This is a genomic window from Pseudoduganella umbonata, from assembly GCF_014192225.1.
In the GTDB taxonomy this organism is placed as follows: domain Bacteria; phylum Pseudomonadota; class Gammaproteobacteria; order Burkholderiales; family Burkholderiaceae_D; genus Rugamonas; species Rugamonas umbonata.
In genome coordinates this window covers 847,784-874,000 of the sequence record NZ_JACHXS010000002.1, presented here as the reverse complement: position 1 = coordinate 874,000, position 26,217 = coordinate 847,784, and the positions used below count along the sequence as shown (strand labels likewise).

The window sequence follows — 26,217 nt, the reverse complement described above, 5'->3', positions numbered from 1 at the left end:
GGAACGATGGACACGAAGCCGCTGGGGCGGGCGCTGGTGCCGATAGCCGTGCTGCTCGCGCTGGGCGCGGGCACGGCAGGCGCGCAATCGAACAGGCAGGCGCAGGCGAAGGCCGGGGACAAGGCAAAGGCCGGCGCCAGGGTTGCGGCCAAGGGGAAGGCCGCGGCCAGGGCGCCCGCCGGGCCGTCGCTTGCCGACGCCAAGCGCTTCCTGGCGCAGACCGAAGCGAAGTTCGACAGGCTCAATGCCGACCAGGCCCGCGCCGACTGGGTGGCCGCGAACTTCATCACCGGCGATACCGAAGCCATCGCCGCCTACTTCGGCGAGCTGCAGCTCGATGCCGCCGGCCAGGCCGCGCTGGCGGCACGCCGCTACGGCGGGCGCGATCTCGCGGGCTCGCTGAGCAATACCGATGCGCGCAAGCTGAAGCTCCTGCAGCTGACACTGATGTTGTCCGATCCGAAGGAGCGCGCAGCCTACGCCGCCGCGCGCGCCGCACTGACCGGCGCCTACGGCAAGGCGAAGTACTGTCCCGCCGGCGGACGCCCTTGCATGCCACTGGGCGAGCTGGAAAAAATCCTGGCCACCAGCCGCGATCCCGCGAAACTGCTCGATGCCTGGTCCGGCTGGCATGCCCAGGCGCCCGCATACCGGGACCGCTATGCCGACTTCGTGCAGCTGTCGAACAAGGGCGCGCGCGAAATGGGCTATGCGGACACCGGTGCACTGTGGCGCTCCGGCTACGACATGCCGGCCGACGAATTCGCGTTCGAGATGGAGCGCCTGTGGCTGCAGGTCAAACCGCTGTACGAAGCGCTGCACGAGTACACGCGCTACCGGCTGCGCGCCACCTACGGCGCCGGCGTGGTGCCGCTGACCGGGCCGATCCCCGCCCACCTGTTCGGCAACATGTGGAGCCAGACGTGGGACAACATCTACCCGCTGCTGCAGCCGAAGTCCGGCGCCGCAAGCTTCGACCTGACGAAGGCGCTGGAGCGGCGCAAGACCACGCCGAAGCAGATGACCGAATATGCCGAGCGCTTCTACACTTCGCTGGGCATGCCGAAGCTGCCCGCCACGTTCTGGGAGCGCTCGCTGCTGGCCAAGCCGCGCGACCGCGACGTGGTGTGCCACGCGTCGGCATGGACGATCGACGGGCAGGACGACGTGCGCATCAAGATGTGCATCAATCCCACGGCCGAGGACTTCGCGGTGATCCACCACGAACTGGGGCACGTCTACTACTTCCTGGCCTACCAGGACCAGCCGGCGCTGTTCCGCAACGGCGCCAACGACGGCTTCCACGAGGCGATCGGCGACACCGTCGCGCTGTCGATCACGCCGGCCTACCTGAAGCGCATCGGGCTGATGAACGACGACCCGGATCCGAAGGCGGACATCGGCGATCTGCTGCGCCGCGCGCTGTCGAAAGTGGCCGTGCTGCCATGGGCTTACATGGTGGACCGCTGGCGCTGGGACGTCTACGCCGGAACCACGCCGCCGGCCGACTACGACCGCAGCTGGTGGCAGCTGCGCGAGCAATACATGGGCATCGGGCGCCCCGTGCCCGCACTGCCGGGCGGCTTCGACGCCGGCGCCAAGTACCACGTGCCGGCCGACGTGCCCTACGCCCGCTACTTCCTGGCCCACCTGCTGCAGTTCCAGTTCCACCGCGCGCTGTGCCGCGAAGCCGGCCATGAAGGCCCGCTGCACGCATGCTCGATCTACGGCAACGAGAAGGCCGGCAGGAAGCTGCGCGCGATGCTGGAAATGGGCGCCAGCAAGCCATGGCCCGAAGCGCTGAAGGCCATCAGCGGCGAAGACCGCATCGACGGCGGCGCCCTGCTCGAATACTTCGCGCCGCTGAAGGCCTGGCTCGACGAGCAGAACCGGCTGCTGGCGGCGCAGCAGAAGGGGTAATACTCGCCACCCGGCGGCAGCGCGTGGTGTCGGACATCATTTTTCGGCGAAAAATGGTGTCGGACACCGGTTCTCCCCTCGCCACCAACCTTGTCCTTTTGACACCCGGACGCTATACTTGACCATTCCACTCAACAATTAAAGCAGCCAGCCGACGCCAGCCAGCAACCACATTCCATCACTCAGGAAGGGTTTCATGGCGCAGTTCTCCCAGCCGGCACGGGCCGGTCGTTTTACATTCCGTTCCACGTTCAATCCCGCATTCCGTCCCACGTTCCATCCCGTATTCCACCCGCTGACATTCGCGCTGCTGTGCGCCTGGGCCCCTGCTTATGCCGCCACACCGGCCGACGCGCCGGCCGAAGCCGATGCCGCCCCGGTCGCCGTCGTGAAGATCGAAGGCAGCAAGACCGAGGACGAATTCGTGGCAAAGCGCAGCGGCTCGGCAACGAAGACCGATACGCCGCTGATCGAGACGCCGCAATCGATTTCCGTGATCCCGGCCGAACGGCTGCAGCTGCAGGGTGCGCAAACGCTGCGCCAGACGCTGAACTACACGGCCGGCCTGGTCTCGGCCTCGTTCGACAGCCGCGGCGACAGCATCACCTCGCGCGGCGGTTCGCCGACCTCGCTGGTGGACGGCCTGCAGTACAACTTCGGCTTCTACAACACCACCCGCCCCGATCCGTTCATGCTGGAACGCGTGGAAGTGCTGCGCGGCCCGTCGTCGGTGCTGTACGGCCAGGGCAGCGTGGGCGGCGTGGTCAACTACGTGACGAAGAAACCGCTGGCCGAACGCCGCCGCGAGGTGCAGGTGCAGGTCGGCAGCCATGACCGCAAGCAGGTCGGCGTCGACCTGAACGAAGTACTGGACGATGCCGGCCAGTGGCGCCTGCGCGTGGTGGCGATCGGCCGCGACAGCGGCTCGCAGGTCGACCACGTGGCCGACGACCGCAAGGTGCTGATGCCGTCGCTGACGTGGGCACCGGACGCCGACACGTCGCTGACGCTGCACGCGCTGCGCCAGCAGGATGAAAGCGGCTCGCTGATCGGCTTCTTCCCGTGGCAGGGCACGCTGCTGCCGTCGCAATACGGCCAGATCCCCACCGGCACCTTCACCGGCGAACCGGGCTGGGATGCCTACAAGACCGACCAGACATCGTTCGGCTGGCAGTTCAGCCACCACTTCAGCGACAACCTGGTGCTGCGCCAGAACGCCCGCAAGAGCAACTCCGAGGTCGATTACCGCAGCGCCTACACCAGCTTCACCGCCATCCCGTCGCGCAACCGGCCGGCCCGCCCCGTGTTCAATGCCGACAACCGCACCATCGAGCGCGACCTGATCCAGCAGGCCAACGCCCTCGACACGCTGCTGTTCGACACGCAGCTGGAGGCGAAATTCGCTACCGGCAGCTGGCAGCACACGTTCCTGGCCGGCTTCGACGTGCAGCGCGCCGAAACGCGGCAGGCCACGGGGCGCGGCACCGCCGCCGCGCTTGACGTCTACAACCCCGTGTACGGAAACTTCACGGCGCCCGCATCCCTGGCGCACCAGCCCACGGCGGTGCTGCACCAGAAGGGCTTCTACGTGCAGGAACAGGCCAAGTTCGACGAACGCTGGGTCGGCGTGCTGGGCTGGCGCCGCGACCATGCCGAGAACGACATCGAAGGCCGCCCCGCTTCCCGCACCGACGACAAGGCCAACACGAAACGCATCGGCCTGCTGTACCTGGCCGATGGCGGCCTGTCACCCTACGTCAGCTACGCCGAATCGTTCCTGCCGCTGGGCGGCGTCGATGCATACAACAACCCGTTCAAGCCGCAGCGCGGCAAGCAGTGGGAGGCGGGCATCAAGTGGCAGCCGGCCGCCGCGGTGACAGCATCGCTGGCGCTGTACCAGCTGCGCGACCAGAACCGCAAGACCACCGATCCGGCCAACCCGCAGAACAGCCTGCAGCTGGGCGAGGTGAAGGTGCGCGGTGCCGAGCTGGAAACGGCAGGGGGCGTGCGCGGCTGGGACTGGACCGCCGCGTACACGTACACCGACGCGCGCGTGTCGCGCAGCAATGGCGCCGACCTGGGCAAGCGCGTGTCCGGCATCCCGAAACACAATGTGTCGGCCTGGCTGTCGCGCGGCTTCTCGGTCGGCGGCGTCGACGGCTTCACGGCCGGCGCCGGCGTGCGCTATCTCGGCACCTCGTGGGACGGCACCGATTCGCTGGAAACGCCGTCGGCCACGCTGGTCGACGCGCTGCTCGCGTACCAGACCGGCTCGTGGCGCTTCGCGCTGAACGCCGTCAACCTGGCCGACAAGGTGCAAATCACCACCTGCATCGCCCGCGGCGACTGCTTCTACGGGCAGCGGCGCACAGTGATGCTGACAGCGCGGTATCTCTGGTAGGAAAAGTTGCAGAAAAACCGGTGACAGACACCGGTTTTTTTGAAACATCTGTTCCAGAAAAACAGGTGTCTGTCACCGGTTTTGCTGGAACGGTCGTTGCAAAAAAATAGGTGTCTGTCACCGGTTTTGAAGCAACAAAAAAGCCCCGCCGCTTGCGCGACGGGGCTTTGTGCTTGCAGCGGCAGGTGGATCAGAACTTGTAGTTCACACCCAGCAGCACGGTGCGGCCGTACTTCTGGTATTCCAGCTGCTGGTTCTTCGAACCGTTGTAGGTTTCGTAGGCGGCGTTGCGCAGGTTGTTCGCCTGCAGCACGATGCCCATGTCCTTCAGCGGGCCGTTCTGGAACGTGTAGCCGATCTGGAAGTCGAGGATGCTCTCGCCCACCACGTAGCGCAGCGAACGTTCGGCGGCGAAGTTGCCGATCTCGCCGACGAAGTCGGAACGCTTGCGCTGGCTCAGGCGCGTTTCAAAGCCGTTCTTCTCGTAGTACACCGTCAGGTTCGTCACGCGCTTGGACAGGCCCGGCAGCGGGATGTTCTGGCCGATCGAGCCATCCGGTTCCTGGATCGCGATATTGCTGTCCGTGTAGGTACCGGAAGCCACGATGCCGAAGCCGTCCAGCACCGGGGTCAGCATGTTCAGCGGCAGGGAGCCGGACAGTTCGATGCCGCGCATCGTGCCGCCGTTGCCGTTGTACGGCGCCTTGTAGTCGCCGAATACCGTGTTGGCCTTGGTGCCCGGCACGAACGCCGAGAAGTCGTAGGTCTTCGTCTGCGTGAAGATGTACGTGTCGAGCTTCTTGAAGAAGAATGCCGCGGCCACGTAAGCCTTTTTGCCGAAATACTTTTCATACGACAGGTCGAACGCCTTGGCGCGCCACGGATCGAGCTGCGCATTGCCGCCCGAGGCGCCCGGCTTGAACGTGGTGTCCGACACGCCGAAGTCCAGTGCGGCGCGCAGCTGGTCCACGCGCGGGCGGGCGATCTGCTTGGCCATCGCCACGCGCACGGTCTGGTCGTTCGGCAGGCCGAAGTTCAGGTTCATGCTCGGCAGCCAGTCGTTGTACGACTTGCCGTCGTGGATAGGCTGCACCTGCTGGTCGCCGGCCAGCGCGCCGTTGAAGTACTTCGAGTCGGAAGACTGCTTGGTGTGCTGCACCTGCACGCCCACGTTACCGCGCAGCGAGATGGCGCCGAACTCGTGCTCGATGTTGGCCTTGGCGTAGGCCGTCGAGATCTTCTCGCGCACCGACCAGTTCTTGATCAGGATCGCGCCGCTGCCCGCGGTCGGGTTGAACGTCATGTAGCGCGCGACGACGGCCGGCACATCCCATGCCGGCACGTTGCCGATGCCGGCAAAGCCCAGGTCGACGGAGCCGTACAGCAGCGAAGGATCGATCGTGGTCGGGTTGCCGGCCAGGTTGATGTTGCCTTCCGGCTGGTCCTTGTCCTTCGAGCGGTCGCTGTGGTTGACGCCCACGTCGAAGCCGGAGAACCAGTTTTCCAGCGCGGCCGGCGCCTGGAAGTTGGCGGCCAGCTTGACGCTTTTCAGCTCATCTTCCACGTACGGCACCTTGCCGTAGCCGGAACCGTAGATCGTGTTCTTCACGTACAGGTTCGACGCGTCGCTGTAGTCGTTGCGGCCGGGCGCCATGCTCGGGAACGTGCCCGTCTTGAACGCCAGGTTCACGGTGTCCAGGTACTGCGCGTTGTTGACGGCGCCCAGCTGCAGGTTGTTTTCCAGGCCGAGTTCGTCGCGCTTGGCTTTCGACCACGACAGGTCGGCCACCAGCTTCACGCCATCGAGGCGCCATTCATTGTTCCAGCCCAGTGCGCGGATGTCGTCGCGGCGGTTGGTGTACATGCCGCGTACCAGCGGGTACACATTGTTGGCGATGGCGGTACTGATCGCGTTGCCGTTCTTCGTCAGGTTCGAATAGAACGGCTCCGGCTGCAGGCCGCCGTTCCAGCCGGACAGGTTGACTTCGAACTGGTTGGCCGTGTCTTCATGCTTGAAGACCGACGCGTAGAAATCCAGGGTCGACGTGAACTGCTTGCTCGGGCGGTATTCCACCACGCCCATCAGGCCGTCGCGGCGGTTGTAGCCGGTGCGGGACAGCGCCTTGATGCCGTCGGTGGCGGTGGTGCCTGCCGGCAGGCCGGTGCGCGCATCGGTCTTCCACGGTTCGTAGATGCCGGTCTCGTTGGCCAGCACCGGCGACTCCAGGTGCGCGAAGCCGATGGCCACGCCCAGCTTGCGGTTCAGGAACTGGTCGATGTAGCTGATGGAGAAGCGGTTGCCCAGCGACTTCGTGTTGGCCATGCTGCCCAGCGAATTGTGCTCGGCGCGGGCGTTCATCGCCACGGTGCGCTTGCCGAAGTTCAGCGGGCGCACGGTCTGCAGGTCGATCGTGCCGGACAGGCCCTGGCCGATCAGGCCCGCATCCGGGGTCTTGTAGATCGTCACGCCGGACAGCAGCTCGGACGGATACTGGTCGAATTCGACGGAGCGGTTATCGCCGGTCGACACCTGTTCGCGGCCGTTCAGCAGCGTGGTGGAAAAGTCCGGCGACAGGCCGCGTACGGAGATCACCTGGGCACGGCCGGCCACGCGCTGGGCGGCCAGGCCCGGCAGTCGGGCGATCGATTCTGCGATGGAAACGTCCGGCAGCTTGCCGATGTCCTCGGCGGAGATGGCTTCGACGATCGACGACGAATCCTTCTTCACGGAGATGGCATCCTCGATGCCGCGGCGGATGCCGGTCACGGTGACCGTGGTCATCGGCGCATCGGCGGCGGGCGTGGTCTGTTCCTGCGCGACCGCCGGTGCGGCCAGCGCGGCGATGAAGATGGCGCAGCCGGCAGCTACCGGGCTGAGTTGCAGGGCCGTGCGCGTGCTGCGCTCAGGCGCGAAGAATTTCATGGAAGTCCCCTCACTGAATTACGATTTTTCCCACGATCAATAACTAGCTCGACTACATGGGAATCCAAGGATTGCGGCCGCTCTATTAGACGTCCTGGAAAGAATTTTGTATTAAAACTAGATCGAGTGTCAAATGAAGTTCAGTCACGCTACGGCTGTTTTGGCCGTTTCAGGGGCGGTTGACAGCGTATTTGCCGTTTTCGTTGTATCGCAGCTACAGAAGTGCTGTATAGCATCTGTAGTGGAACTACACAAAATGAGGCCCGGAAAGCGTTTCCACTGTAAAGATGTAACAAAACCCCCAATTCGCCGCCGGAGATGTACTAAAACTAGGCTGACCTCGCTCCCCCATCGTTGTCTGCTCTGGAAGATCATAGTATTCTGCTCACGGATTTCCGCCAACCGGGCTGCTCAAGAGCCTGTAGTCCCACTACTTCAACCGCAACGCTATGCTGCCGGCCCTATGGCCATCATCCTGGAGCTCAAATGAAGCGCACCACCCTCGCCGTCGCCATCCTGGCCTCGCTGGCCGCCAGTTCACTGCAATGCGCCGAACAGGCCGTGCCCTTCGGTACGTGGGGCAAGCAGGAAACCGTACGGATCGCGACGCCGGACGACAAGGCGCCGCTGCGCACCTACATGCACGAGACCACGATGAAACTGCGCGACGGCGATCCGCAAAGCGTCACGTACGCCGAAAGCGCGGACCTGCCGCGGGTGCGCAGCGGCAGCCTGGCATTCGATGCGCTGTTCGCGATGGCGATGGCCGAGATGCGGCAGGACGCGGTGTCCCACATCCGCGACGACAGCTATAACGTGGACGACAGGCGTGCCGGCCAGCCGATTCCCTGCGACTGCTTCGAGACGGGCGAGAAGTGGCACTACGTCTGGACGCGCGACCTGTCCTACGCGGCCGGCCTGGGCCTGGGCATGCTGGATCCGCAGCGGGTGCGCAATTCGCTGCAGTTCAAGCTGTCGGGCTACCGGGACGGCTACAGCAAGCCGGCCAATGTCCCGGGCAGTGCCGATGGCCTGCAGATCGTGCAGGATACCGGCAGCGGCGGCAGCTGGCCGGTCAGTACCGACCGCGTGACGTGGGCCTTCGGCGCCGACGAGGCGCTGAAGGCCTTGCCGCCGGCGGAGCGCGCGGCGTTCGTGCCCGTCGCCCTGAAAGCGCTGGCCAACACCATAGAGATCGACCGCGTGGCCGTGTTCGATCCGGCCGCGGGCCTGTACAACGGCGAGGAATCGTTTCTCGACTGGCGCGAGCAGAGCTATGCCAGCTGGATCCCCGGCCAGCTGGCGCACATGGCGACCGCGAAGGCGCTGTCGACCAACGTGGCGCACTACAAGGCGCTGACGCTGGCCGCGCAGCTGGCCGAAGAACAGGGCGATGCCGCCACCGCGCAGCGCTACGGCGGCTGGGCCGTGCAACTGAAGGATGCGATCAACGGCCGGCTCTGGCTGAAGGATGCCGGCATGTACAGCAGCCTGACCGCCGGGCATTTCGACGGCGCGCCGCAGCACAAGTTCGACTGGCTGGGCCAGGCGCTGGCCATCGTTGCCGGCGTGGCCGATGCCGAACAGGCCAGCAGCATCGTCGCGCGCTATCCGCACGGCCCGATGGGTGCGCCGGTGATCTGGCCGCAGCAGCCTGGCCGCGCCGTGTACCACAACCGCGCGATCTGGCCGTTCGTCACCGCCTATGGCCTGAAGGCGGCGATCCAGGTGCAGAACGTGGAGGCGGCCGATGCCGCCTACGATACGCTGCTGCGCGGCGCGGCCGTCAACGCGTCGAACATGGAAAACTTCGAATGGCTGACAGGGCTGCCGATGTTCGATCCGAGCGGCGGCAAACAGCCGGAGCTGGCCGGCCCGGTGGTCAATTCACGCCGCCAGCTGTGGTCCGTCGGCGGCCTGGCAGGGGCGCTGGTGGGCGGCGTATTCGGCATCAACACCACGAACGACGGCATCGTGGTGAAGCCCTTCATCACGTCGAAGCTGCGCAACGAGGCCTTCCAGGACGCCGGCAGCGCCACGCTCGCCGGCCTGACACTGCGCGGGCACGGGATCGACGTGCAGGTCGTGCTGCCGCCGCGGCAGCAGCATGGCGCCGGCTATTACCCGGTACAGCAGGTGCTGTTGAACGGCAAGCCGGTCGATGCCCGCATCAAGTGGGCCGACCTAGCCGGGCGCAACACGATCGTGGTGCAGCTGGGCCCGCTGCAACCGGGACGCCAGGGGCTGACGCGCGTGGCCGCCGATCCGCTGGCCATCGATCCCGCCGTGTTCTCGCCGCCCGAGCCGGCGATCGCCTCGGCCGTGAAAGGCAGGCTGGTATTCGCCGCGAAGCCGGCTGCCGGCACCGTCTACAACGTGTACCGCGACGGTCGCCTGGCGGCGGCCGGCATCAAGACCGCGGCGTGGACCGACCCGGCGCCAGGTAGCGCCGCGTGCTACGCGGTGGAAGCCGTGTACCCCGTGTCCGGCAACCGCAGCCATCATAGCGCGCCCGCCTGCACCGGCACGGCGCTGGAGATCGGTGCCGGCGATTCGCGCATCGTGTCGAGCGTCAAGGCAGGCAATGGCGTGATCCGGGACTGGGGTGCGCCCGCCGATACGTTCGCGGCCACCATCGCCGTCCGGCAGGCCGGCACGTACGCGGTGCAGGTCCGCTACCGCAACAACGCGCACCAGGTCAACCTGGGCATTACCGGCGGCGTCAAGTGGATGAAGGTGGCGGGCGCGGACGGCGCCGCCGTCGCACAAGGCGTCGTGCAGCTGCCCCACTCGCCCGCCGGCGAAACGGTGTACTCGACACCGCTGGCGGCGCGGCTGAAGCCGGGCAGCTACACGGTCGAACTGCATGACTTCATCAACATGAGCAGCATGCGGTCGAACGCCACGTATGCCGATGCCGGTGGCAAGGCGGGCCTGGTGAACCGCGCCGACATCCACGGCATCCGCCTGCTGGCCACGAGCGCCCCGGCACCCGCCCCGCTGGCGAAGGGACGCCTCGACATCGTGGAAAAAGTCGCGTCCCCGCAACTGGGCAACGAACGCAAGCTGCGCATCTGGCTGCCGGCCGGCTACGACGGCAACCCGGGCAGGCGCTACCCGGTGCTGTACATGCACGATGGCCAGAACCTGTTCGACCAGAAGACGGCCTACAGTACCGAATGGCATATCGACGAAGTGGCCGACCGGCTGGCCGCGCAAGGCGACATGCGCGAGATCATCGTGGTCGGCGTCGACAACACGCCGGACCGGAACGCCGAATACACGCCATGCTGCGACGCGCGGGTCGGCGGCGGCAAAGTGGCGGCGTATGGCCGATTCTTCGTCGATACCGTCAAGCCCTACGTCGACCGCCACTACCGCACGCTGCCGGACCGGGGCAATACCGCCGTCATGGGTTCGTCGTTTGGCGGACTGGCGTCGCTGCACATGGCGCAGCACCACGCGGACGTGTTCGGCCACGCCGGCATCGTGTCCGGATCGTTCTGGTGGAACGGTGGCGCGCTGCTCGGCACCGCGCCGCGGGCCGCGTCGACGCCGGTGCGGCTGTACGTGGATGCCGGCACCGGCATGGACGGCATCGAAGGCACGCGCGCCTTCCACCAGGCACTGCTGAAGAAAGGCTGGCGCGAAGGCGGCAACCTGCTGTACGTGGAGGACGAAGGCGGCATCCACAACGAGCAGGCCTGGGCCGGCCGCGTGCACCGCGCGCTGGCGTGGTTCTTCCCGATACGGTAAGGATCCGTTCCCGCGATCCTTATTGTCCCCGGTCGCGCTGGCGGAAAGCCACGCTGCCGGGCCGGCCCGGCAGGTCGAGCCTGGCCACGGCGCGCGGCGATTCCGCGACGATGCGGCCGCGCCGCATCACCAGCCGGCGCGCGGCGCGCAGGCGGATCGCTTCGACCGGATCGGCCGCATCGAGCAGCACCAGGTCGGCATGGCAGCCGGGTTCCAGGCCGTAGCCCTCCAGCCCCAGGATCTTCGCCGGGTTCTCGGTCACGGCGGCGAAGCAGGCGCGCATCGCCTGCTGGCTCGTCATCTGCGCCACGTGCAGGCCCATGTGGGCCACTTCCAGCATGTCGCCCGAGCCCATGCCGTACCACGGGTCCATCACGCAATCGTGGCCGAATGCCACGGTCACGCCGGCAGCCATCAGTTCCGGCACGCGCGTCATGCCGCGCCGCTTCGGATAGGTGTCGTGGCGGCCCTGCAGCGTGATGTTGATCAGCGGGTTGGCGATTGCCGCCACGCCGCTTTCCGCGATCAGCGGCAGCAGCTTGCTCACGTAGTAGTTGTCCATCGAATGCATCGACGTCAGGTGCGAGCCGGCCACGCGGCCGTGCAGGCCGAGGCGGTGCGTCTCGAAGGCCAGCGTCTCGATGTGGCGCGACAGCGGATCGTCCGATTCGTCGCAGTGCATGTCCACCATCAGCCCCTGCGCCGCCGCGAATTCGCACAGCACCCGCACCGATTCGGCGCCGTCGGCCATCGTGCGCTCGAAATGCGGGATGCCGCCGACGACGTCGACGCCCATCGCGATCGCCCGCTTCAGGTTGGCCAGCGCGGTGGGGCTGCGCAGCAGGCCGTCCTGCGGGAAGGCGACCAACTGCATGTCGAGGTAGGGTGCGACGCGGCGTTTCACTTCCAGCAGGGCTTCCACGGCCAGCAGCCGGTCGTCGCACACGTCGACGTGGGTGCGGATCGCCAGCAGGCCGCGCGCCACCGCCCAGTCGCAGTAGCGCATGGCCCGTTCGACCAGCGCTTCCTGGGTCAGTTGCGGCTTCAGTTCGCCCCACAGCGAGATGCCTTCCAGCAGCGTGCCGCTGGCGTTCACGCGCGGCAGGCCGTACGACAGCGTGGCATCCATGTGGAAGTGCGCATCGACGAAAGGCGGTGCGACCAGGTCGCCTTCGGCATCGATCTCGCGCGCGGCCGCCAGGGCCAGGCGCGGCGCGACCGCGGCGATGCGGCCGTCCTGCACGGCGATGTCGATACCGGTGCGGCCATCGGGCAGCGTGGCATTGCGGATGACGAATTCCATGGTGAGAGCTCCGGGGATGGCGATGGCCGATTGTAGGGATAACGGCAGCCAACATGCAATGATTGCATCGGAAATGGATGTTGCAGTGCATTAATCACTGAATAAAGAAAGCACAAAGCGCTTTCCAATGCTTTGTTTCATCGCTAGAATGCCTTTATTGCAACGCACCATTCCTTGTTCTTAGGAGAGCTCATGTCTTCGATTACCGAACAAATTTCCGCAACGAGCAAGTCGCAGTTAGAAAGCCAGCTCAACTTCCTGAACAGCGTGCTGAAGAATACCGTCGAGGGCGCCGGACAGATCGTCGCGCTGAACCTGAGCACGGCGCGCAATGCCGCCGAACGCGGCACCGCCGCGGCGCGCCAGCTGATCGAAGCAAGGGATTCGCGCGCCGTACTCGACCTGGCCAAGCCCGCTTCCGCCCTCGAAAGCCTGGTGGCCTACCAGCGCGAACTGTTTTCCATCGCAAGCCAGACCCAGCAGGCCTTCCTGCAGACCGCGACGGACCGCCTGCGCGCCGTGCCGGCCAAGGCGCTGGCACTGGCCGCGCCGGTAGCGTCGCAAGTGTCCGAATCCGCGGTCAACGCGGCGACGGCAGCGGCCAATGCCGCCTCCGAGGCCGCGCAATCGGCCGCCACCGGCGCCACCGAAACGGCGTCCCGGGCGGCACATGCGGCAGGCGACGCGGCGCGCGCGGCCACGACCGGCACGGTGGCGGCCGCCCGCGCGGCGAACGACACCGCGGCACAGGCGACCACGACGATCCATGATACGGCCGGGGCCGCCGCGAAGGCAACGCAGGATGCCGCCGAAACGGCCGCCAAGGCAGGCGGCGACGCGGTGGAAGCGGCCAGCGACAGCATCGCCAAGGCAGCCGACGCGGGGGCCGAACAAACGGCTGCCGCCACGGATGCGGTCAGCGAAGCGGTGGAACGCGTCGCCGGTGCAGCCGCCGCGGCAACGCCGGTCGTGGCACCAATCCCGGCACCGGTCGCGGCACCGATCGCCGCCGCCGCCGAAGCCGCCGAAGCGGCCGCGCCGCTGTTCGACGCCGAGCCGTCGGCATCGAAAAGCTCGCGCAAGCCGGCCGCGAAACCCGTTGCCGAAGCGCTGGCCGCGCTGGCCGACAACAAGCCGGCCCGCTCGGCGCCGGGCAAGTCGCGCAAGTAAGGCCAGTAAAGCCAAGCGCCCTCCCCGGGCCGCCGGGTCCGCACGGACCCGGCAACGCGCTCTGCCAGCCTGATGTATCCTTGCGGGCTTCACCGAAGGATATGTCATGAGTTTATCGAGGCTAATCACCGGCTTCGTGCGCGAGCATTGGCGGGCCTATGTAGGCGCCGGCGCGATGCTGGCCCTGGTTGCCGTCATCGGCGTCTGGATTCCCCGCAAGATCGGCCAGCTGGTCGACGCGCTCGCCGCGCAGCGCCTGCCGCACACCGAACTGCTCGAAGGCGTGGGCCTGCTGCTGCTGGTCGGCGTGGCCAACTACGGCCTGCGCGTGGCATGGCGCATCCGGCTGTACTCGACCGCGTACCGGCTCGGCGTGCAGTTGCGCACCCGCTTCTACCGCCGCCTCACCTTGCAGGGTCCGGCGTTCTACCAGAAACAGCGCACCGGCGACCTGATGGCGCTGGCCACCAACGACATCGATTCGATCGAACAGGCGGCCGGCGAAGCGATGCTGGCCGGCTTCGACGGTGCGCTGACGCTGGTGCTGGTGATCGGCATCATGACGCTGGGCGTCGACTGGCGCCTGGCGCTGGTCGCCCTGCTGCCGTTCCCGCTGATGGCCTATGCGTTCTGGCGGATCTCGACGCAGATCCATACGGCCGCCGCCGATTCGCTGAAACGTTTTTCGGCGCTGAACGACCACGTGCAGGAAACCCTGACCGGTGTGCGCACGCTGCGCACGCTCGGCCTGGAGGGGCGCAGCGCCGCCACCTTCTCCGACCTGGCCGGCAAGGCGGCCAACGCGGCGCTCACCGCGCAGCGCTGGGAAGCGGCCTACGAACCGGCGGTCGGCCTGACGCTGACGGCCGCCACCGGCCTGACGCTGGGCCTGGGCGGCTACCTGGTGTGGACGGACCAGCTGACGATCGGCGCGCTGACCAGTTTCACGATGTACCTGGGGCAACTGATCTGGCCGATGTTCGCGGCCGGCTGGGTCCTGTCGCTGCTGGAACGGGGCCGCGCCGCGTGGCAGCGCCTGCAGCCGATGCTCGACGCGCCGCTGACGATCGCCGACCACGGCACGGTGGCCGCGCTGCAGCCGGGCGAGCTGGTGGTCGAGCACCTGACGGCATGCTATCCCGGCCAGGCCGAGCCGGCGCTGGTGGATGTATCGCTGCACCTGCGCCCCGGCCAGACGCTGGGCCTGGTGGGGCCGACCGGCTCCGGCAAGACCACGCTGCTGCGCGTGCTGCTGCGGCAGATGGCGCCGCAGTCGGGGACCGTGCGCTGGAACGGCCATGCGCTGGATGAGTACAAGCTCGATGCCTTGCGCGGCGCAATCAGCTGGGTGCCGCAGGAGTCGTTCCTGTTCTCATCGTCGATCGCCGAGAACATCGCGCTGGCCAGGCCCGGCGCGACACGGGCCGAGGTGGAACACGCGGCCGACCTGGCCGCGATCCACGACGACATTCTGCTGTTCCCGCACGGGTATGAAACCGAGGTGGGCGAGCGCGGCATCACCCTGTCCGGCGGGCAGCGCCAGCGCGTGGCGATCGCCCGCGCGCTGCTGTCCGATAACGACCTGCTGCTGCTCGACGATGCGCTGTCGGCCGTCGATACCGGCACGGAAACGCGCATCCTCGAACACCTGGAAGCATTGCGCCGCGAGCGGCCGGTGCGCAGCGCCATCATCGCCAGCCACCGGCTGTCGGCGGTGGTCAACGCCGACTGGATCGTCGTACTGCACCATGGCCGCATCGTCGAACAGGGCACGCACGACGAACTGCTGGCGCGGGATGGGTGGTATGCCAGCCAGTGGCGCTACCAACAACTGGAGGCGAGCCTCGATGCAAGCTGAAGATACTGAAAACAGGGCGCGAACCAGGGCGGAAAAAGGCGCGGAAAAAGGCGTGGAAAAGGTCGAGGGAAAAAACGTGGAGAAAGGCGCGGAAAGCAGCCATGCGGAATCGGCCCGCCGCGCCTATGGCCTGCTGAAGGAAGCCGCAGCGCCGGATCGCCATCACCTGTGGTGGGCCGTGCTGTGGCTGGCGATCGCCGCCGGGCTGGAAGTGGTGGGACCGCTGCTGGGCAAGCGGCTGATCGACGAGCACCTGCTGCCGCGCGTGCTGGACTGGCCGGCGATGGCGCTGCTGCTGGGCGCCGTGGTGGCGACGGGGTGCGCCTCGACCTGGCTGCGCTACCTCCAGCTGGTGCGCCTTTCCGGCCTGGCGATGCGCTCGGTGCAACGCCTGCGCGAACGCGTCTATGGCCACGTGCTGCGCCTGCCGATGGCGTTCTTCGACCGCGCCATCACCGGCCAGCTGGTCTCGCGCGTGACCAACGACACCGAGGCGGTCAAGGGCCTGTATATCCAGGTGCTGTTCGTGATCCTCGACAGTACCATCGTGCTGGCCGGTACCATCCTGGCGATGGCGTGGCTCGACTGGCGGTTGATGTCGCTGGTGGTGGCGCTGATGCCGTGCGTGCTGCTGATCGTGTGGCTGTACCAGCGGCTGTCCGCGCCGGCCGTGGCGAAGGCACGCCAGCTGCGCAGCGACATCAACGCCCAGGTGGCGGAATCGATCGGCGGCATGAGCGTGCTGCAGGCGAACAATGCCCAGGCGCGCTTCGCCGAACGGTTCAGCCGCACCAACGAAGACCAGTACACGCAGCGGGTGGCCGAGATCCGCGCCAATGCCTGGCTGCTGCGGCCCGCGCTGGACATGCTGAACGTGGTGCTGCTCGCCTCGGTCATCTGGCTGTTCGGCCAGCGCGCCGACGGCACCGTGCTCGGCGTGGCCGAGGTGGGCGTGCTGTATGCGTTCATCAGCTACATCGCCCGGGTGATCGAACCGCTGATCCAGATCACCATGCAGTTTTCCCAGTTGCAGCAGTCGGTGGTGGCCACCGCGCGCGTGGCCACGCTGCTCGACGAGGCGGGCGCACCGGAGCATGGCAAGGGTGCCCCCGATGCCGCCAATGAAACCGCCGCGCCCGGCACGCCGGCGATCGACATCCGCCACCTGGACTTTGCCTACGTGGACAACCAGAAGGTGCTGCACGACCTGTCCCTGCAGATCCCGCAGGGCGCGTTCTACGGCATCGTCGGGCACACCGGCAGCGGCAAGTCGACGCTGCTGTCGCTGCTGCTGCGCTACTACCCGGCGCCGCGGGGCAGCATCCTGATGAACGGCGTGCCGCTGGACGATATCGGCCACGATGCGTTCCGTGCCAGCATGGGCCTGGTGCCGCAGGATCCGTTCCTGCTGGCCGCCTCGGCGCGCGACAACATCGACATGGGCCGCAACCTGCCTGTCGAGCGGATCGAGCGGGCCGCCCGGGCAGCGCATGCGCACGACTTCATCATGGCGCTGGAAGACGGCTACGACACGCTGCTGGGAGAAGGCGGCTCGCGCCTGTCGTCCGGCCAGAAGCAGCTGATCGCGATCGCCCGCGCGCTGGCCGGCGAGCCGCGCGTGCTGATGCTGGACGAAGCCACGTCGCGCATCGACAGCGCCACCGAACAGGTCGTGCAGCAGGCGCTGGACGAACTGCGCGGGCAGGTGACGATCATCGCGATCGCCCACCGCCTGTCGACGATCCGCGACGCCGACCGCATCGTGGTGCTGAACCACGGCCGCATCGAGGAATCCGGTTCGCACGATGCGCTGATGCGCATCGAAGGCGGCCTGTACCAGCGCCTGTATTTATTGCAACAGCTCGCGGCCTGACGGCGCCGGCGGCAGGCGGTTGTTGCATAAAAGCCCGTCCTGGACAGGAATGACGCAAAATCGGCATCGAATGCGGTACTGTTGATCATTCCTTATAGCAACAGGCCTATAATGGATTCATCGCCGCGCCCAGCCGATGCGTGGCGCCTGCAAGGACCTTACGTGGCCGCCCGACCGCCCTCTTCCTTATCATTCAGTCTTGCCTGCCGCCGGCTCGCTGCCGCGCTGGCCTTCGTTCCCATGCTGGCATTCGGCCAGCCGTCCGTCGACGCGGAGCTCGCGGCCACGCGCGAGATGGTGCGCTTCGTGCCTGGCGAGGCGCTGCGCCGGCTGGGCGGCATCGAAGCCGCCGCCCGCCGCGCGCCTGTCGCAACCCGCGCCGAGTTCCTGTTCCTGTACAGCGACGCCTTCCGGCGCGCCGGCGACCCGCGCCAGGCCCTGGCCCTGGCCGACGAGCTGGTGGGCCATGGCCGCAGCCAGGGAAACGATACCGTCCTGGCCAAGGGAGAGCTGGCACGCAGCTATGCGCTGACCGCGCTGAACGACCTGCCCGGCGCACACGTGGCAGCCTTCGAATCAGAACGCCGGGCGGCGGGCATTGCCGATATCGCGCTGCGGGTGCAGACCATCATCACGGCCGGCCAGGCCTTCCAGGAACAGGGCAACTATCCCGCGGCGCTGCCGAAGTTCCAGGCGGCCGTGGACCTTGCCCGCACGATCGAGGACGACCAGGTGCCGCTGTCGATGGCGCTGAACGGACTGGTGCTGCTGTTGACCGACATGCGCCAGTACGACAAAGGCTGGGAGGTGCAGGCCGAATCGATGGCGCTGGCCAAGCGCATGCGCTCGCGCGGCCGCCAGGCGATCGCGCTGTTGTCCGAATATGGCCTGGCGATGGACTCGGCGCAATACGACCGCGCGCGCGCCGCGCTGCTGGAGACGCTGAAGGTGGTCCGCCAGCTGGGCGCACGGCAGATGGAAGCGGCCACGCTGGCCAACCTGGCTGACAGCTACCTGAAGGACCGGGAGTATCCCCGCGCCGCCGACTACGCGCAGCAGGCCGTGGCGGCGGCCACCGCCGTCAACGAAACGAAGTACCTCGCCGTGGCCCGCATCAACCTGGGGCAGGCTTACCTCAACATGGGCCGCGTGGCCGAAGGCCGGCAGCAATTCGAGGCCGGCCTGGCGCTGTACGAGAAAGGCCGCAACCTGCCGCAACTGCAGGTCGTGCTGGCCGAATACGGCAACGCGCTGGAACGGGCCGGCGATTACCGGAACGCCATCTCCGCCTACCACCGCGAGCGCGCCATCTCGAACGAGCTGTTTGCCGCGCAGCGCCAGAAGGCCATGCTGGAACTGCAGCACAAGTACGACACCGAAAAAAAGCAGCGGCAGATCGAGGCACTGCGCCAGGAAAACCGCGTGAAGGGCGCGGAACTGGACAACCGGCGCCTGCAGCAGCGCATCTGGTGGCTGCTGGCGGTCGTGTTCGCGCTGGCCGCCGTGATCGTGGGCCTGCTGTACCGCAAGGTGCGCCAGGCCAACGCCCAGCTCGAGGTGAAGAACCTGGAACTGAAACAGCAGAGCACCCTCGATCCGCTGACCTCGCTGTACAACCGCCGGCATTTCCAGGACTTCATGCGTACCCACGCACTGGCGGAACGCCGCCAGCAGGCCGCCGCCGGCGACGAGCTGGTGGGCGCGCTGTTCCTGCTCGACGTCGACCACTTCAAGCACATCAACGACAGCCATGGCCACGCGGCCGGCGACGCGGTACTGAAGACGATCGCCGCCGGCCTGCGCGACACGCTGCGCGAAACGGACATGATCGTGCGCTGGGGCGGCGAGGAATTCCTCGCCTTCCTGCCGGCGGTGCCGCGCTGCGGCCTCGACGAGGTGGCGCGCCGCATCCTGCGCGGCGTTTCGTCGCAGGCGATCGCCTATGGGGACAAGACGCTGCGGGTCAACGTGTCGGTGGGCTTCGCGCCGTATCCGCTGGCGCCGGGCGGCACGCCGCTGTCGTGGGAGCGCGCCGTCAACCTCGTCGACATGGCGCTGTACATGGCCAAGTCGCACGGCCGCAACCGCGCCTATGGCATCCATGGTTTCAACGGCCTCGAACGCACCACGCTGGAAGCGATCGAGCAGGATCTCGAGGGTGCATGGCGCAACGGCTTCGTGGACATGGCCGTGGTCCAGGACGAGGCGGCGGCGGCGGAAGCGCAGAGCGCGCCGGTAGCGGAACTGCCGGGCATGGCGGCCTGACGCGGCCGCCATGCCCTCCCTTACTTCTGGCGCTGTTCGCTTTAGCTGAGGGAACTTCTCCCCGGAACCGCTGTCTGATCTCCTGTTGAGATACTTCATGTATATCAGGAGGCTGTATGGGTGCAGCAGAGCTCGGCGCCGTCATCGCGGCGCTCGCGAAACTCCAGCTTTCCGAGAATGAGATCGCCTTGCTGCAAGGCGCGCTCGCCACGTTCGTGCAAGCGGGCCAGTGCCTGCGCCTGATCGAGGAAGCCGCCGGCAGACCTGCATGTCCGTTGTGCGGCAGTCCGCAGTGCCACCGCTGCGGCCATGCCAATGGTTTGCAACGTTATCGCTGCGTGGTGTGCCGGCGCAGCTTCAACGCCCTGACCGGCACGCCGCTGGCCCGCCTGCGGCTGCGCGACAAATGGCTGCCATACCTGCAATGCCTGATCGACTCGACCACCGTGCGCGCCGCGGCGGAACGGGTCGCGGTCGCCAGGTCCACCAGCTTCCGGTGGCGCCACCGCTTCATTGCCAGCGTGCGCCGGGAACCGCGGCCGCAGTTATCCGGCGTCGTCGATATGACGAAGGAGGAGTGCTCGCTTGCATGCGAGCACCGCTGCGTAGGCGGCGAGTGGTGCTCGCCGAAACCCCTACTACGCCTTATCATCTCGAATCGCAAAAGGGCTCGCGCCACATGGACCGTCCGCCCCGCAAGCGCGGCGGCAAAGCCAGCCGGCCCGGCATCAGCAAGCAGTTCGACTGCATCCTTGTCGCCCGCGACCGCAATCGGCAAACCTGCGACTTCGTCACCGGCCGCGGCCCGGTCAGTGCCAGCCAGCTGGCGCAGCACCTGCGACCGGTGCTGGCGCCGGACGTGTTACTCGTCACCGATGCCGCCAGGTCGTACCAGGCCTTCGCGCAGCGCGCCGGGATCACGCACGAAACCGTGAACGTGAAGGCGGGCATCCGGGCGCGCGGCGCGATCCATATCCAGAACGTGAACGGATGGCACAGTCGCTTCAAGACCTGGCTGCGACGCTTCAATGGTGTCGCGAGCCGCTACCTGGCCAACTACGCAGGCTGGCAACGGGTGCTCGATGCGGCCGTATTGACAACGCCAAGGCAGTGGCTCGGCGTTGCTGTGAAAAATTTAGCGGATGAGTCCGGCACATTGAGACAAAAGAACGGACAACAGAACAGGTAAAAAGTTCCATACCGACAGGAAATGTCGAGCTAACGCGAACAGCGCCTTACTTCTCCTTGCTCTTCTCCTGCTGCTCCTGCCGCGCCGCCTCGGCACTGGCCTGCATCTTCTCGCCGGCCCGCTCGAGCTTCTCGCCCACCACCGCGGCTGCCTTGTTCAGCCCCTCGCCGGCCTTTTCGGCCACCTCGCCCAGCCCGCGGGTGGTTTCCTTTGCCGCATCCTGGAAGTCTTCGCGCGCCTTCTCCAGGTGCACGGCGGTCTTGTCGGCCGCCTGGTCCAGCTCGCGGCCCGTTTCCTTTGCCGCGTCGTGCAGGTCGTCGCGTGCCCGTTCGAGCTGGCCGGCGGCCTTGTGGGCAGCCGCGTCGACCTCGCTGGCCGTGCGCTCGGCGGCGTCCTCGACGCGGCGGTCGTCTTCCTTCTGGCAGCCGGCCAGTGCCAGCAGCAGCGCCAGCGTGCCGGCGGCGGTGAATCGTGATGTGTGTCGCATGATGTCCTCCTTGGCGGCAGCTTAACAAAATTCGGCGGCGTGCCGCCGTTCGCCTGCCGGCGGGTACTGGACTATTCGCAGCGCTGGCCCACCCATTCGCGGCCGGACTGCATGCACAGGTGCAGTTCGCGCTCCAGCCGGATGGCCCTGTCGCGCAGCGCGGTGCAGTCGCCGCCGCCGGCCGCCGCGCACTGCCCGGCCAGGCCGATCGCACTGCGGTAGTTGCCTTGCGCGAGTTCGCGTTCGGCTTCGCCCTGCAGGCGCCGGGCTTCGGCGCTGCCGGGCGCCGTCACCGCGGCGGCGGCCACGCGTGGCGGTGTCGTCGACAGCGGAGGCGGATAACCGGACAGGCCGGCCCGGCTGGCCGCGGTGCCCTGCCCGCTGCCCTGAATGCTGCCCTGACTGCTACCTTGGCTGCTACCCTGTCCGGCGCCCTCGAGCAGCGTCGATTCCAGCATCCGCGACAGCGATTCGCGCAGCGCTTCGATGCGCTGCCGCGATTCCGGCCTGCGCAGTTTTTCGGCCGCGTCCAGCTTTGCCTCCACGCAGGCGCGATCCTTCTTCGCCAGGCAGCCCTCGGCTTCGTCCAGCAGCTTCTCGGCACGGCGCGCATCGATGCGGCCACGCATCTCGCGGGTCCGCTCGTCGTCGCTCCAGCGCTTGACGAACGCCGTCAGCCGCGCCGATGCCTTCTCCAGCGCGTTGCCCGACAAGGCCGTTTCCAGCGCGGCCCGGGTATCGGACCATGCCTTGGCGCGCTGGCTTTTCTTCTCGCAGGCCGGGGCGGTGGCGGAAATCGCCTTCTGCAGGCGCGCCAGCGCGGCCGGGTCGGCCTTCTCCTTGCGCAGATCGGCCAGCACCGCGCGCGCATCGGCGATGTCGCAGCTTTCCGTCAGCGCGATGGCGTCGTCGATCTTCCTGTTCAACTGCTTCGACGGATCGCCCGGCTTGACGAGGAACCAGATCGCCAGCAGCAGCAGCGCCACGAAGAACCACGTGCTCTTGCCGACCGGCTTGCGCACCGGCGGCAGCGACGGCCCGCCGGGCACTGCGCCGGGCGGCCGTGGCACGCCGGCCGCGGGCTGCGGTTGCTGGTAGCGCGGCGGCTGGGCCGGCGGCGGCACCGGAGCAGCTGGTGCCGCGGGCGGACGGGCCGGTGCGGATGCGGCCGGCGCTGGGGCTGGCGATGGAGCCGGCGATACCGCGGGCGGCGGCACGGCAACCGGCGGCGCCGCAGGGCGTGGCGGAGCAATCGGCGGCGTAGCGGGGGGCGTAGCGGGCGGCGGCGCCGCCGGCTGCGGCGCGGGCGCGGCGGTCCGTGGCACACCGGCCGACTGGCCGGTGCCGCAGTACGGGCAAAACCGCACGGTGCGCGGGAACGTCCGGCCGCAGCCTTCGTTGATACAGCGATATTCGGCCACCGTTTACTCCGGGTCGGGAATGTCGTCCACCGGATCGGGGATCGCCTGGGCGAACAGCGGCGCCAGTTCCGCCACCGTGCCGGCCGGCTGCCATTGATCCACGTGCGGCACCCAGCGCATGTTCCAGGCCTTGGTGGCCGCACTCACCTCGCCGCGCGCGATCCGCTCGGCCAGCTCGGCCACCGTGTACGGTCCCTGCTGCATGCGGTTGACGAACACCTTGAACAACGCGGAGGACGGCGCAGTGGACAACGAAGCAGGCGAAGCCGCCGGAGAAATGGCGCCGGCCGGCGCATCCACCGTCTTGGCGATCGACACGCCGCCGCCCAGCAGCGCCTTCGCGGCCGCGTCGCCGGCCAGGTATTCGGCGCGCGGCACCCGCTTGTCGACGCTGTGCTGCACTTCCCACTGGTAGGCGTCGTACGCCGAGCCCGGCACCGGCTCGCTCCACTGCGGCAGCAGGTCCAGCGCGCGGTCGAACGATTGCGCCAGCGACGGCTCGGCTGCCACCGCGCGCCGCAGCCACTCGTCGTGCAGGCGCTTGGCCGTGATGTTCGGCAGCGACGGCGACGGCAGCTCGGCCCCGGTCTCGTCCACTTCCAGGCGCGGCTGGTAGACACGGTGCTGGTAATAGCGCATCAGCGCCGCCAGCAGCAGGAACTGGTGCGGCCCCATGCGCGCCAGGCGCTGCAGCACGGTGGCCACGATCTGCTCGCGGTAGTACGACGGCAGGCCATTCGAACGGATCGCATACTCGTTACCCACCTGCAGCCATTCGCCGGAGCCCTGCTCCACCTCGAACAGGTACTGGCCGCGCGGCTGGAACGTGGCCTCGCGGTCGGCGATATCGGCCTTGCGTTTCAGTACGCCGAGGGCCACGGCCTGCAGGAAGCGCTCGTAGTCGTCGGCCAGCCGGTTCAGTTCATCCATGCCGGGCGCGATCGGGTGGCGGAAACGCGTCGCATCGAAGTGCAGGTGCGTGGGGATCTTCGGATTCTCGATCTGGTACGACGTGCGCCAGGTAGGCAGGCCGCGCAGCACCGTCATCGGGTAGCCGGACAGTTCGATGTAGCACACGGCCCGGCCCTTGACGCCGGTGTTGACGATGTTGACCAGCTCGCCGTGGAAATAGCCGGTGGGAGCGGCGGCGCGGATCTCGCCCTCCAGCCGCTTCCACGCATTGACGTCGCCGACGCCGACGAAGCACTTGAACTGGTCGGCGCCCGGCGTGAACTCGGCCGAGAAGCGCGCATTCACCCACGGCATCGCGCTCTTCAGCCATTCGGCGAATACGCGTTGCCGTTCCTGCACGGACATCGCCAGCAGCCGTTCCAGCAGCGGGTCGGCAGGTTCCATCCCCGCCTCCTCGGTGGACAGCTGCGTCTGCGCGCGCCGGAACAGTTTCAGCAGCAGCGACGAACGCAGCTTCTCGTCGCCCAGTTGCGGGAACAGCCGCGCCGAGCCGCCGAATTCGAGCAGCACTTCCTCGCTCCATGCCGACACGTCGCCGGTCAGCTTCACCGGCGGCGCCGGCTCGTCGCTGGCCAGCTTCATGTAGGTGGCATGGTCGTGCTGCGCATCGGCGCGCAGCTGCGCCACGCGCTGGTCGACGGCGCCCAGCATCGCTTCCACGCAGCGGCGCCCTTCCTGGAATTCGCCGGCGATGCCGGACCATACGGCCTGGCCCTTCTCGTCGACCGACTGCGGCTCGCCCAGCCACGCCGACACCTGCCGCAGCACCTCGGCCGACTGCCCGGCGGTGACGGCCAGCAGGTGGAAGCGCAGGTAGTCGGCAATGTCGCGTTTCAGGTGGACGATCACCTCGCGCGCCTGGGCGCCCGCGTTGATCCACTTGCCGGCGGCCTGCGCCAGGTTGTTCAGCGATTCCTCGACCTGCCGGGTGCGCAGCGCATCGCGCATCTCGCGGTAGCGGCGCTCGTTGTGCTCCATGCGCGGGATGTCGCGCTGGGCCACGCGGGCCTTGATCTGTTCCAGCAGCGACAGCACGAATTCCAGGCCGCCCTGGCGGCGGTCGTCCAGCAGCGCATACAGCCGCTCGCGCACGCGGCCCTTCAGCCGCGTCGCCAGTTCCTGCGTGTGGCGCTTCAGGCGGTCCTCGCTGGTTTCGGCGATGGCGCCGGCCTCGCGGATCGCATCGCGTTCCAGGTGCGGCAGCAGCTCGGCGAGCTTGGCGCGCCATTCCTTCAGGTCGTAGCCGTTGGTGATGCGGTCGATCTCGGCCTGCACCTTCGCTTCCACGCGTTCCAGCAGCGAGCGCTGGTCCTTGTCCATCAACAGCTGGTCGGTCAGCGCGTATTCCTGGAACGGCGTCACCTCCACCGTGCCCTTCTTGAAGTCCGGGAATTCGTCGAACGGGCGCTCGGCCAGCCACATGTGCTCGCGCATGAACACGTCACGCTCGCCGTCGCCGGCGCGGCGGGCCGGCGCACCGTCCTTGCCGATGATGCCAAAGAATGCCTTCACCATCAGCGCGGCCAGTTCGTAGGCGCGGATATCCTCGCGCAGGCCCTGCTGCGTGTCGAGCACGGACTGGCCGAACGCCGAATACACCTTCGAATACGACAGCCGCATGTCGCCGAAGCGCGCCTCCGGCACCTTCGGATTGAATGGCCCCAGCTTGTGCTGCTGCTGGTTGACGGCGACCGAGCGCTTCCTGTTGGCGAAATCGGCCGAGGCGAAATCCTCGAACAGCGAATCGGCCACCATCTGGTACACGTCCTTGACGTCCTGCGTAGCCTTGTTCGCCAGGTTCGCGGTATCGACGAAATACACGTCGTCGTACGGCGCGCCGCGGCCCGTCAGGCTGTCCGGATCGGCCCAGCGCACCTGCGCGTTCATGTCGCGCATCGCCGTTTCCATCTCCATCAGCGTGGCATACGCGTTGGCCTCGGTGCGCTCCTTGTTGGCGCGCGCATAGCCGGTGGGCATGAACATCACCAGGTCGACCTGGCTGTCCGACACTTCCTGCCGGGCGATCGCCTTGGCCAGCCAGCCCAGGTCCAGTGCCGTGCCGGCACCGGTGCCGCCCGCGTTCGACGCGATGACGACGATGCGGAACTTCGACGTATCGACCTGCAGGCCGAGCCGCTGGTAATTGTCCTTGCGCTCGATGCCGGCGTTCGATGCCAGGAAGTTCAATGCGCCCTTGATGCGGCCGCGCAGCTTCGGGTACTTGTCGAACAGGTACAGCCGCGCCACCGCGCGGATCTGGCCGGCGCCCAGCGACGGGTCGATGCCGAGCGAACGCAGCTTCTTCGGCCGCAGCGGCATCCAGCTTTCGATCAGCGGGAAGCGCGCCAGGCTATCGTCGGATTCGTGGTACTGCTGCAGGTCGATCGGTTCGACCAGCCGTTCCTCGTCGCCCAGCTTGACCAGTTCGTACCACGGGTCGGTGCGCTGCGATTTGCCCTCGTCGATGACGGCGCCGCTATCGAGGTCGATGTGCAGGAAGCGCGCGACCGGGAACTCGCCGATCGATTCCACCCGCGCGGGATGGTGGCGGTTCCACACGGCCGACAGGATGCGCCGCCGGATCCGCATCATGACTTCCATGCCGGTGCCGCCGGCGCCGATGAACAGCGTCGGCCGCAGGTCGACTTTCAGTTCGGTCTTTTTCCCGATCGGGTCCAC

Annotated in this window: 13 protein-coding genes and 1 pseudogene; 9 read left to right on the top strand and 5 right to left on the bottom strand. The window is 67.5% G+C overall.

The window, feature by feature from the left end:
- Nucleotides 1-6 precede the first annotated feature (6 nt).
- Together FHS02_RS08785 and FHS02_RS08780 are read left to right on the top strand one after the other, a co-directional pair.
- A complete protein-coding gene (locus FHS02_RS08785) occupies nucleotides 7-1,920 on the top strand; it encodes a M2 family metallopeptidase (RefSeq protein ID WP_137314425.1) in 1,914 nt (637 codons plus the stop codon).
- A gap of 196 nt (nucleotides 1,921-2,116) precedes the next feature.
- Nucleotides 2,117-4,321: a TonB-dependent siderophore receptor gene (locus FHS02_RS08780; protein ID WP_137314426.1), complete on the top strand. Its 2,205-nt coding sequence runs from the start codon at nucleotides 2,117-2,119 to the stop codon at nucleotides 4,319-4,321.
- 190 nt (nucleotides 4,322-4,511) lie between these two features.
- Here the strand turns inward: FHS02_RS08780 and FHS02_RS08775 are convergent, their stop codons facing one another.
- Complete coding sequence (locus FHS02_RS08775) at nucleotides 4,512-7,244, bottom strand: TonB-dependent receptor (protein ID WP_137314427.1); 2,733 nt, start codon at nucleotides 7,242-7,244, stop codon at nucleotides 4,512-4,514.
- A gap of 486 nt (nucleotides 7,245-7,730) precedes the next feature.
- On the opposite strand from FHS02_RS08775, the gene FHS02_RS08770 reads away from it, so the two are divergent.
- Nucleotides 7,731-11,000, top strand: coding sequence for an alpha/beta hydrolase-fold protein (locus FHS02_RS08770; protein ID WP_137314428.1), 3,270 nt, complete (start codon nucleotides 7,731-7,733; stop codon nucleotides 10,998-11,000).
- Nucleotides 11,001-11,019: 19 nt separating this feature from the next.
- Here FHS02_RS08770 and FHS02_RS08765 read toward each other — a convergent pair whose 3' ends face one another.
- Complete coding sequence (locus FHS02_RS08765) at nucleotides 11,020-12,303, bottom strand: amidohydrolase family protein (protein WP_137314429.1); 1,284 nt, start codon at nucleotides 12,301-12,303, stop codon at nucleotides 11,020-11,022.
- A gap of 192 nt (nucleotides 12,304-12,495) precedes the next feature.
- On the opposite strand from FHS02_RS08765, the gene FHS02_RS08760 reads away from it, so the two are divergent.
- The 5 genes and pseudogenes from FHS02_RS08760 to FHS02_RS31940 all read left to right on the top strand — a co-directional run bounded on the left by FHS02_RS08760 (nucleotide 12,496) and on the right by FHS02_RS31940 (nucleotide 20,658).
- Nucleotides 12,496-13,473 (top strand): phasin family protein, encoded by a 978-nt coding sequence (locus FHS02_RS08760; protein WP_137314430.1) that lies wholly within the window; start codon nucleotides 12,496-12,498, stop codon nucleotides 13,471-13,473.
- A gap of 106 nt (nucleotides 13,474-13,579) precedes the next feature.
- Nucleotides 13,580-15,331, top strand: coding sequence for an ABC transporter ATP-binding protein (locus FHS02_RS08755; RefSeq protein ID WP_137314431.1), 1,752 nt, complete (start codon nucleotides 13,580-13,582; stop codon nucleotides 15,329-15,331).
- Nucleotides 15,321-17,204: an ABC transporter ATP-binding protein gene (locus tag FHS02_RS08750; protein ID WP_137314432.1), complete on the top strand. Its 1,884-nt coding sequence runs from the start codon at nucleotides 15,321-15,323 to the stop codon at nucleotides 17,202-17,204. Before FHS02_RS08755 ends, FHS02_RS08750 begins: the two co-directional genes overlap by 11 nt.
- Before the next feature lie 162 nt (nucleotides 17,205-17,366).
- The gene (locus FHS02_RS08745; RefSeq protein WP_229422718.1) at nucleotides 17,367-19,469 is read left to right on the top strand and encodes a GGDEF domain-containing protein; all 2,103 of its coding nucleotides are present in this window, start codon (nucleotides 17,367-17,369) and stop codon (nucleotides 19,467-19,469) included.
- A 116-nt stretch (nucleotides 19,470-19,585) separates the two neighbouring features.
- A pseudogene (locus FHS02_RS31940) lies at nucleotides 19,586-20,658 on the top strand (IS1595 family transposase).
- A gap of 46 nt (nucleotides 20,659-20,704) precedes the next feature.
- Here the strand turns inward: FHS02_RS31940 and FHS02_RS08735 are convergent.
- Both FHS02_RS08735 and FHS02_RS08730 read right to left on the bottom strand, forming a co-directional pair.
- Entirely contained in the window at nucleotides 20,705-21,145 is a 441-nt protein-coding gene (locus FHS02_RS08735) for a hypothetical protein (RefSeq protein ID WP_137314434.1), read from the bottom strand.
- Between the two features lie 71 nt (nucleotides 21,146-21,216).
- On the bottom strand, nucleotides 21,217-22,269 hold the full coding sequence (locus tag FHS02_RS08730; RefSeq protein WP_183444249.1) for a hypothetical protein: 1,053 nt from the start codon (nucleotides 22,267-22,269) through the stop codon (nucleotides 21,217-21,219).
- Between the two features lie 11 nt (nucleotides 22,270-22,280).
- On the opposite strand from FHS02_RS08730, the gene FHS02_RS31835 reads away from it, so the two are divergent.
- On the top strand, nucleotides 22,281-22,409 hold the full coding sequence (locus tag FHS02_RS31835) for a hypothetical protein (RefSeq protein ID WP_260115639.1): 129 nt from the start codon (nucleotides 22,281-22,283) through the stop codon (nucleotides 22,407-22,409).
- Between the two features lie 160 nt (nucleotides 22,410-22,569).
- Here FHS02_RS31835 and FHS02_RS08725 read toward each other — a convergent pair whose 3' ends face one another.
- Nucleotides 22,570-26,217 carry a tubulin-like doman-containing protein gene (locus FHS02_RS08725; RefSeq protein WP_229422724.1) on the bottom strand — a complete coding sequence of 1,216 codons (3,648 nt, stop codon included), beginning with the start codon at nucleotides 26,215-26,217 and terminating at the stop codon, nucleotides 22,570-22,572.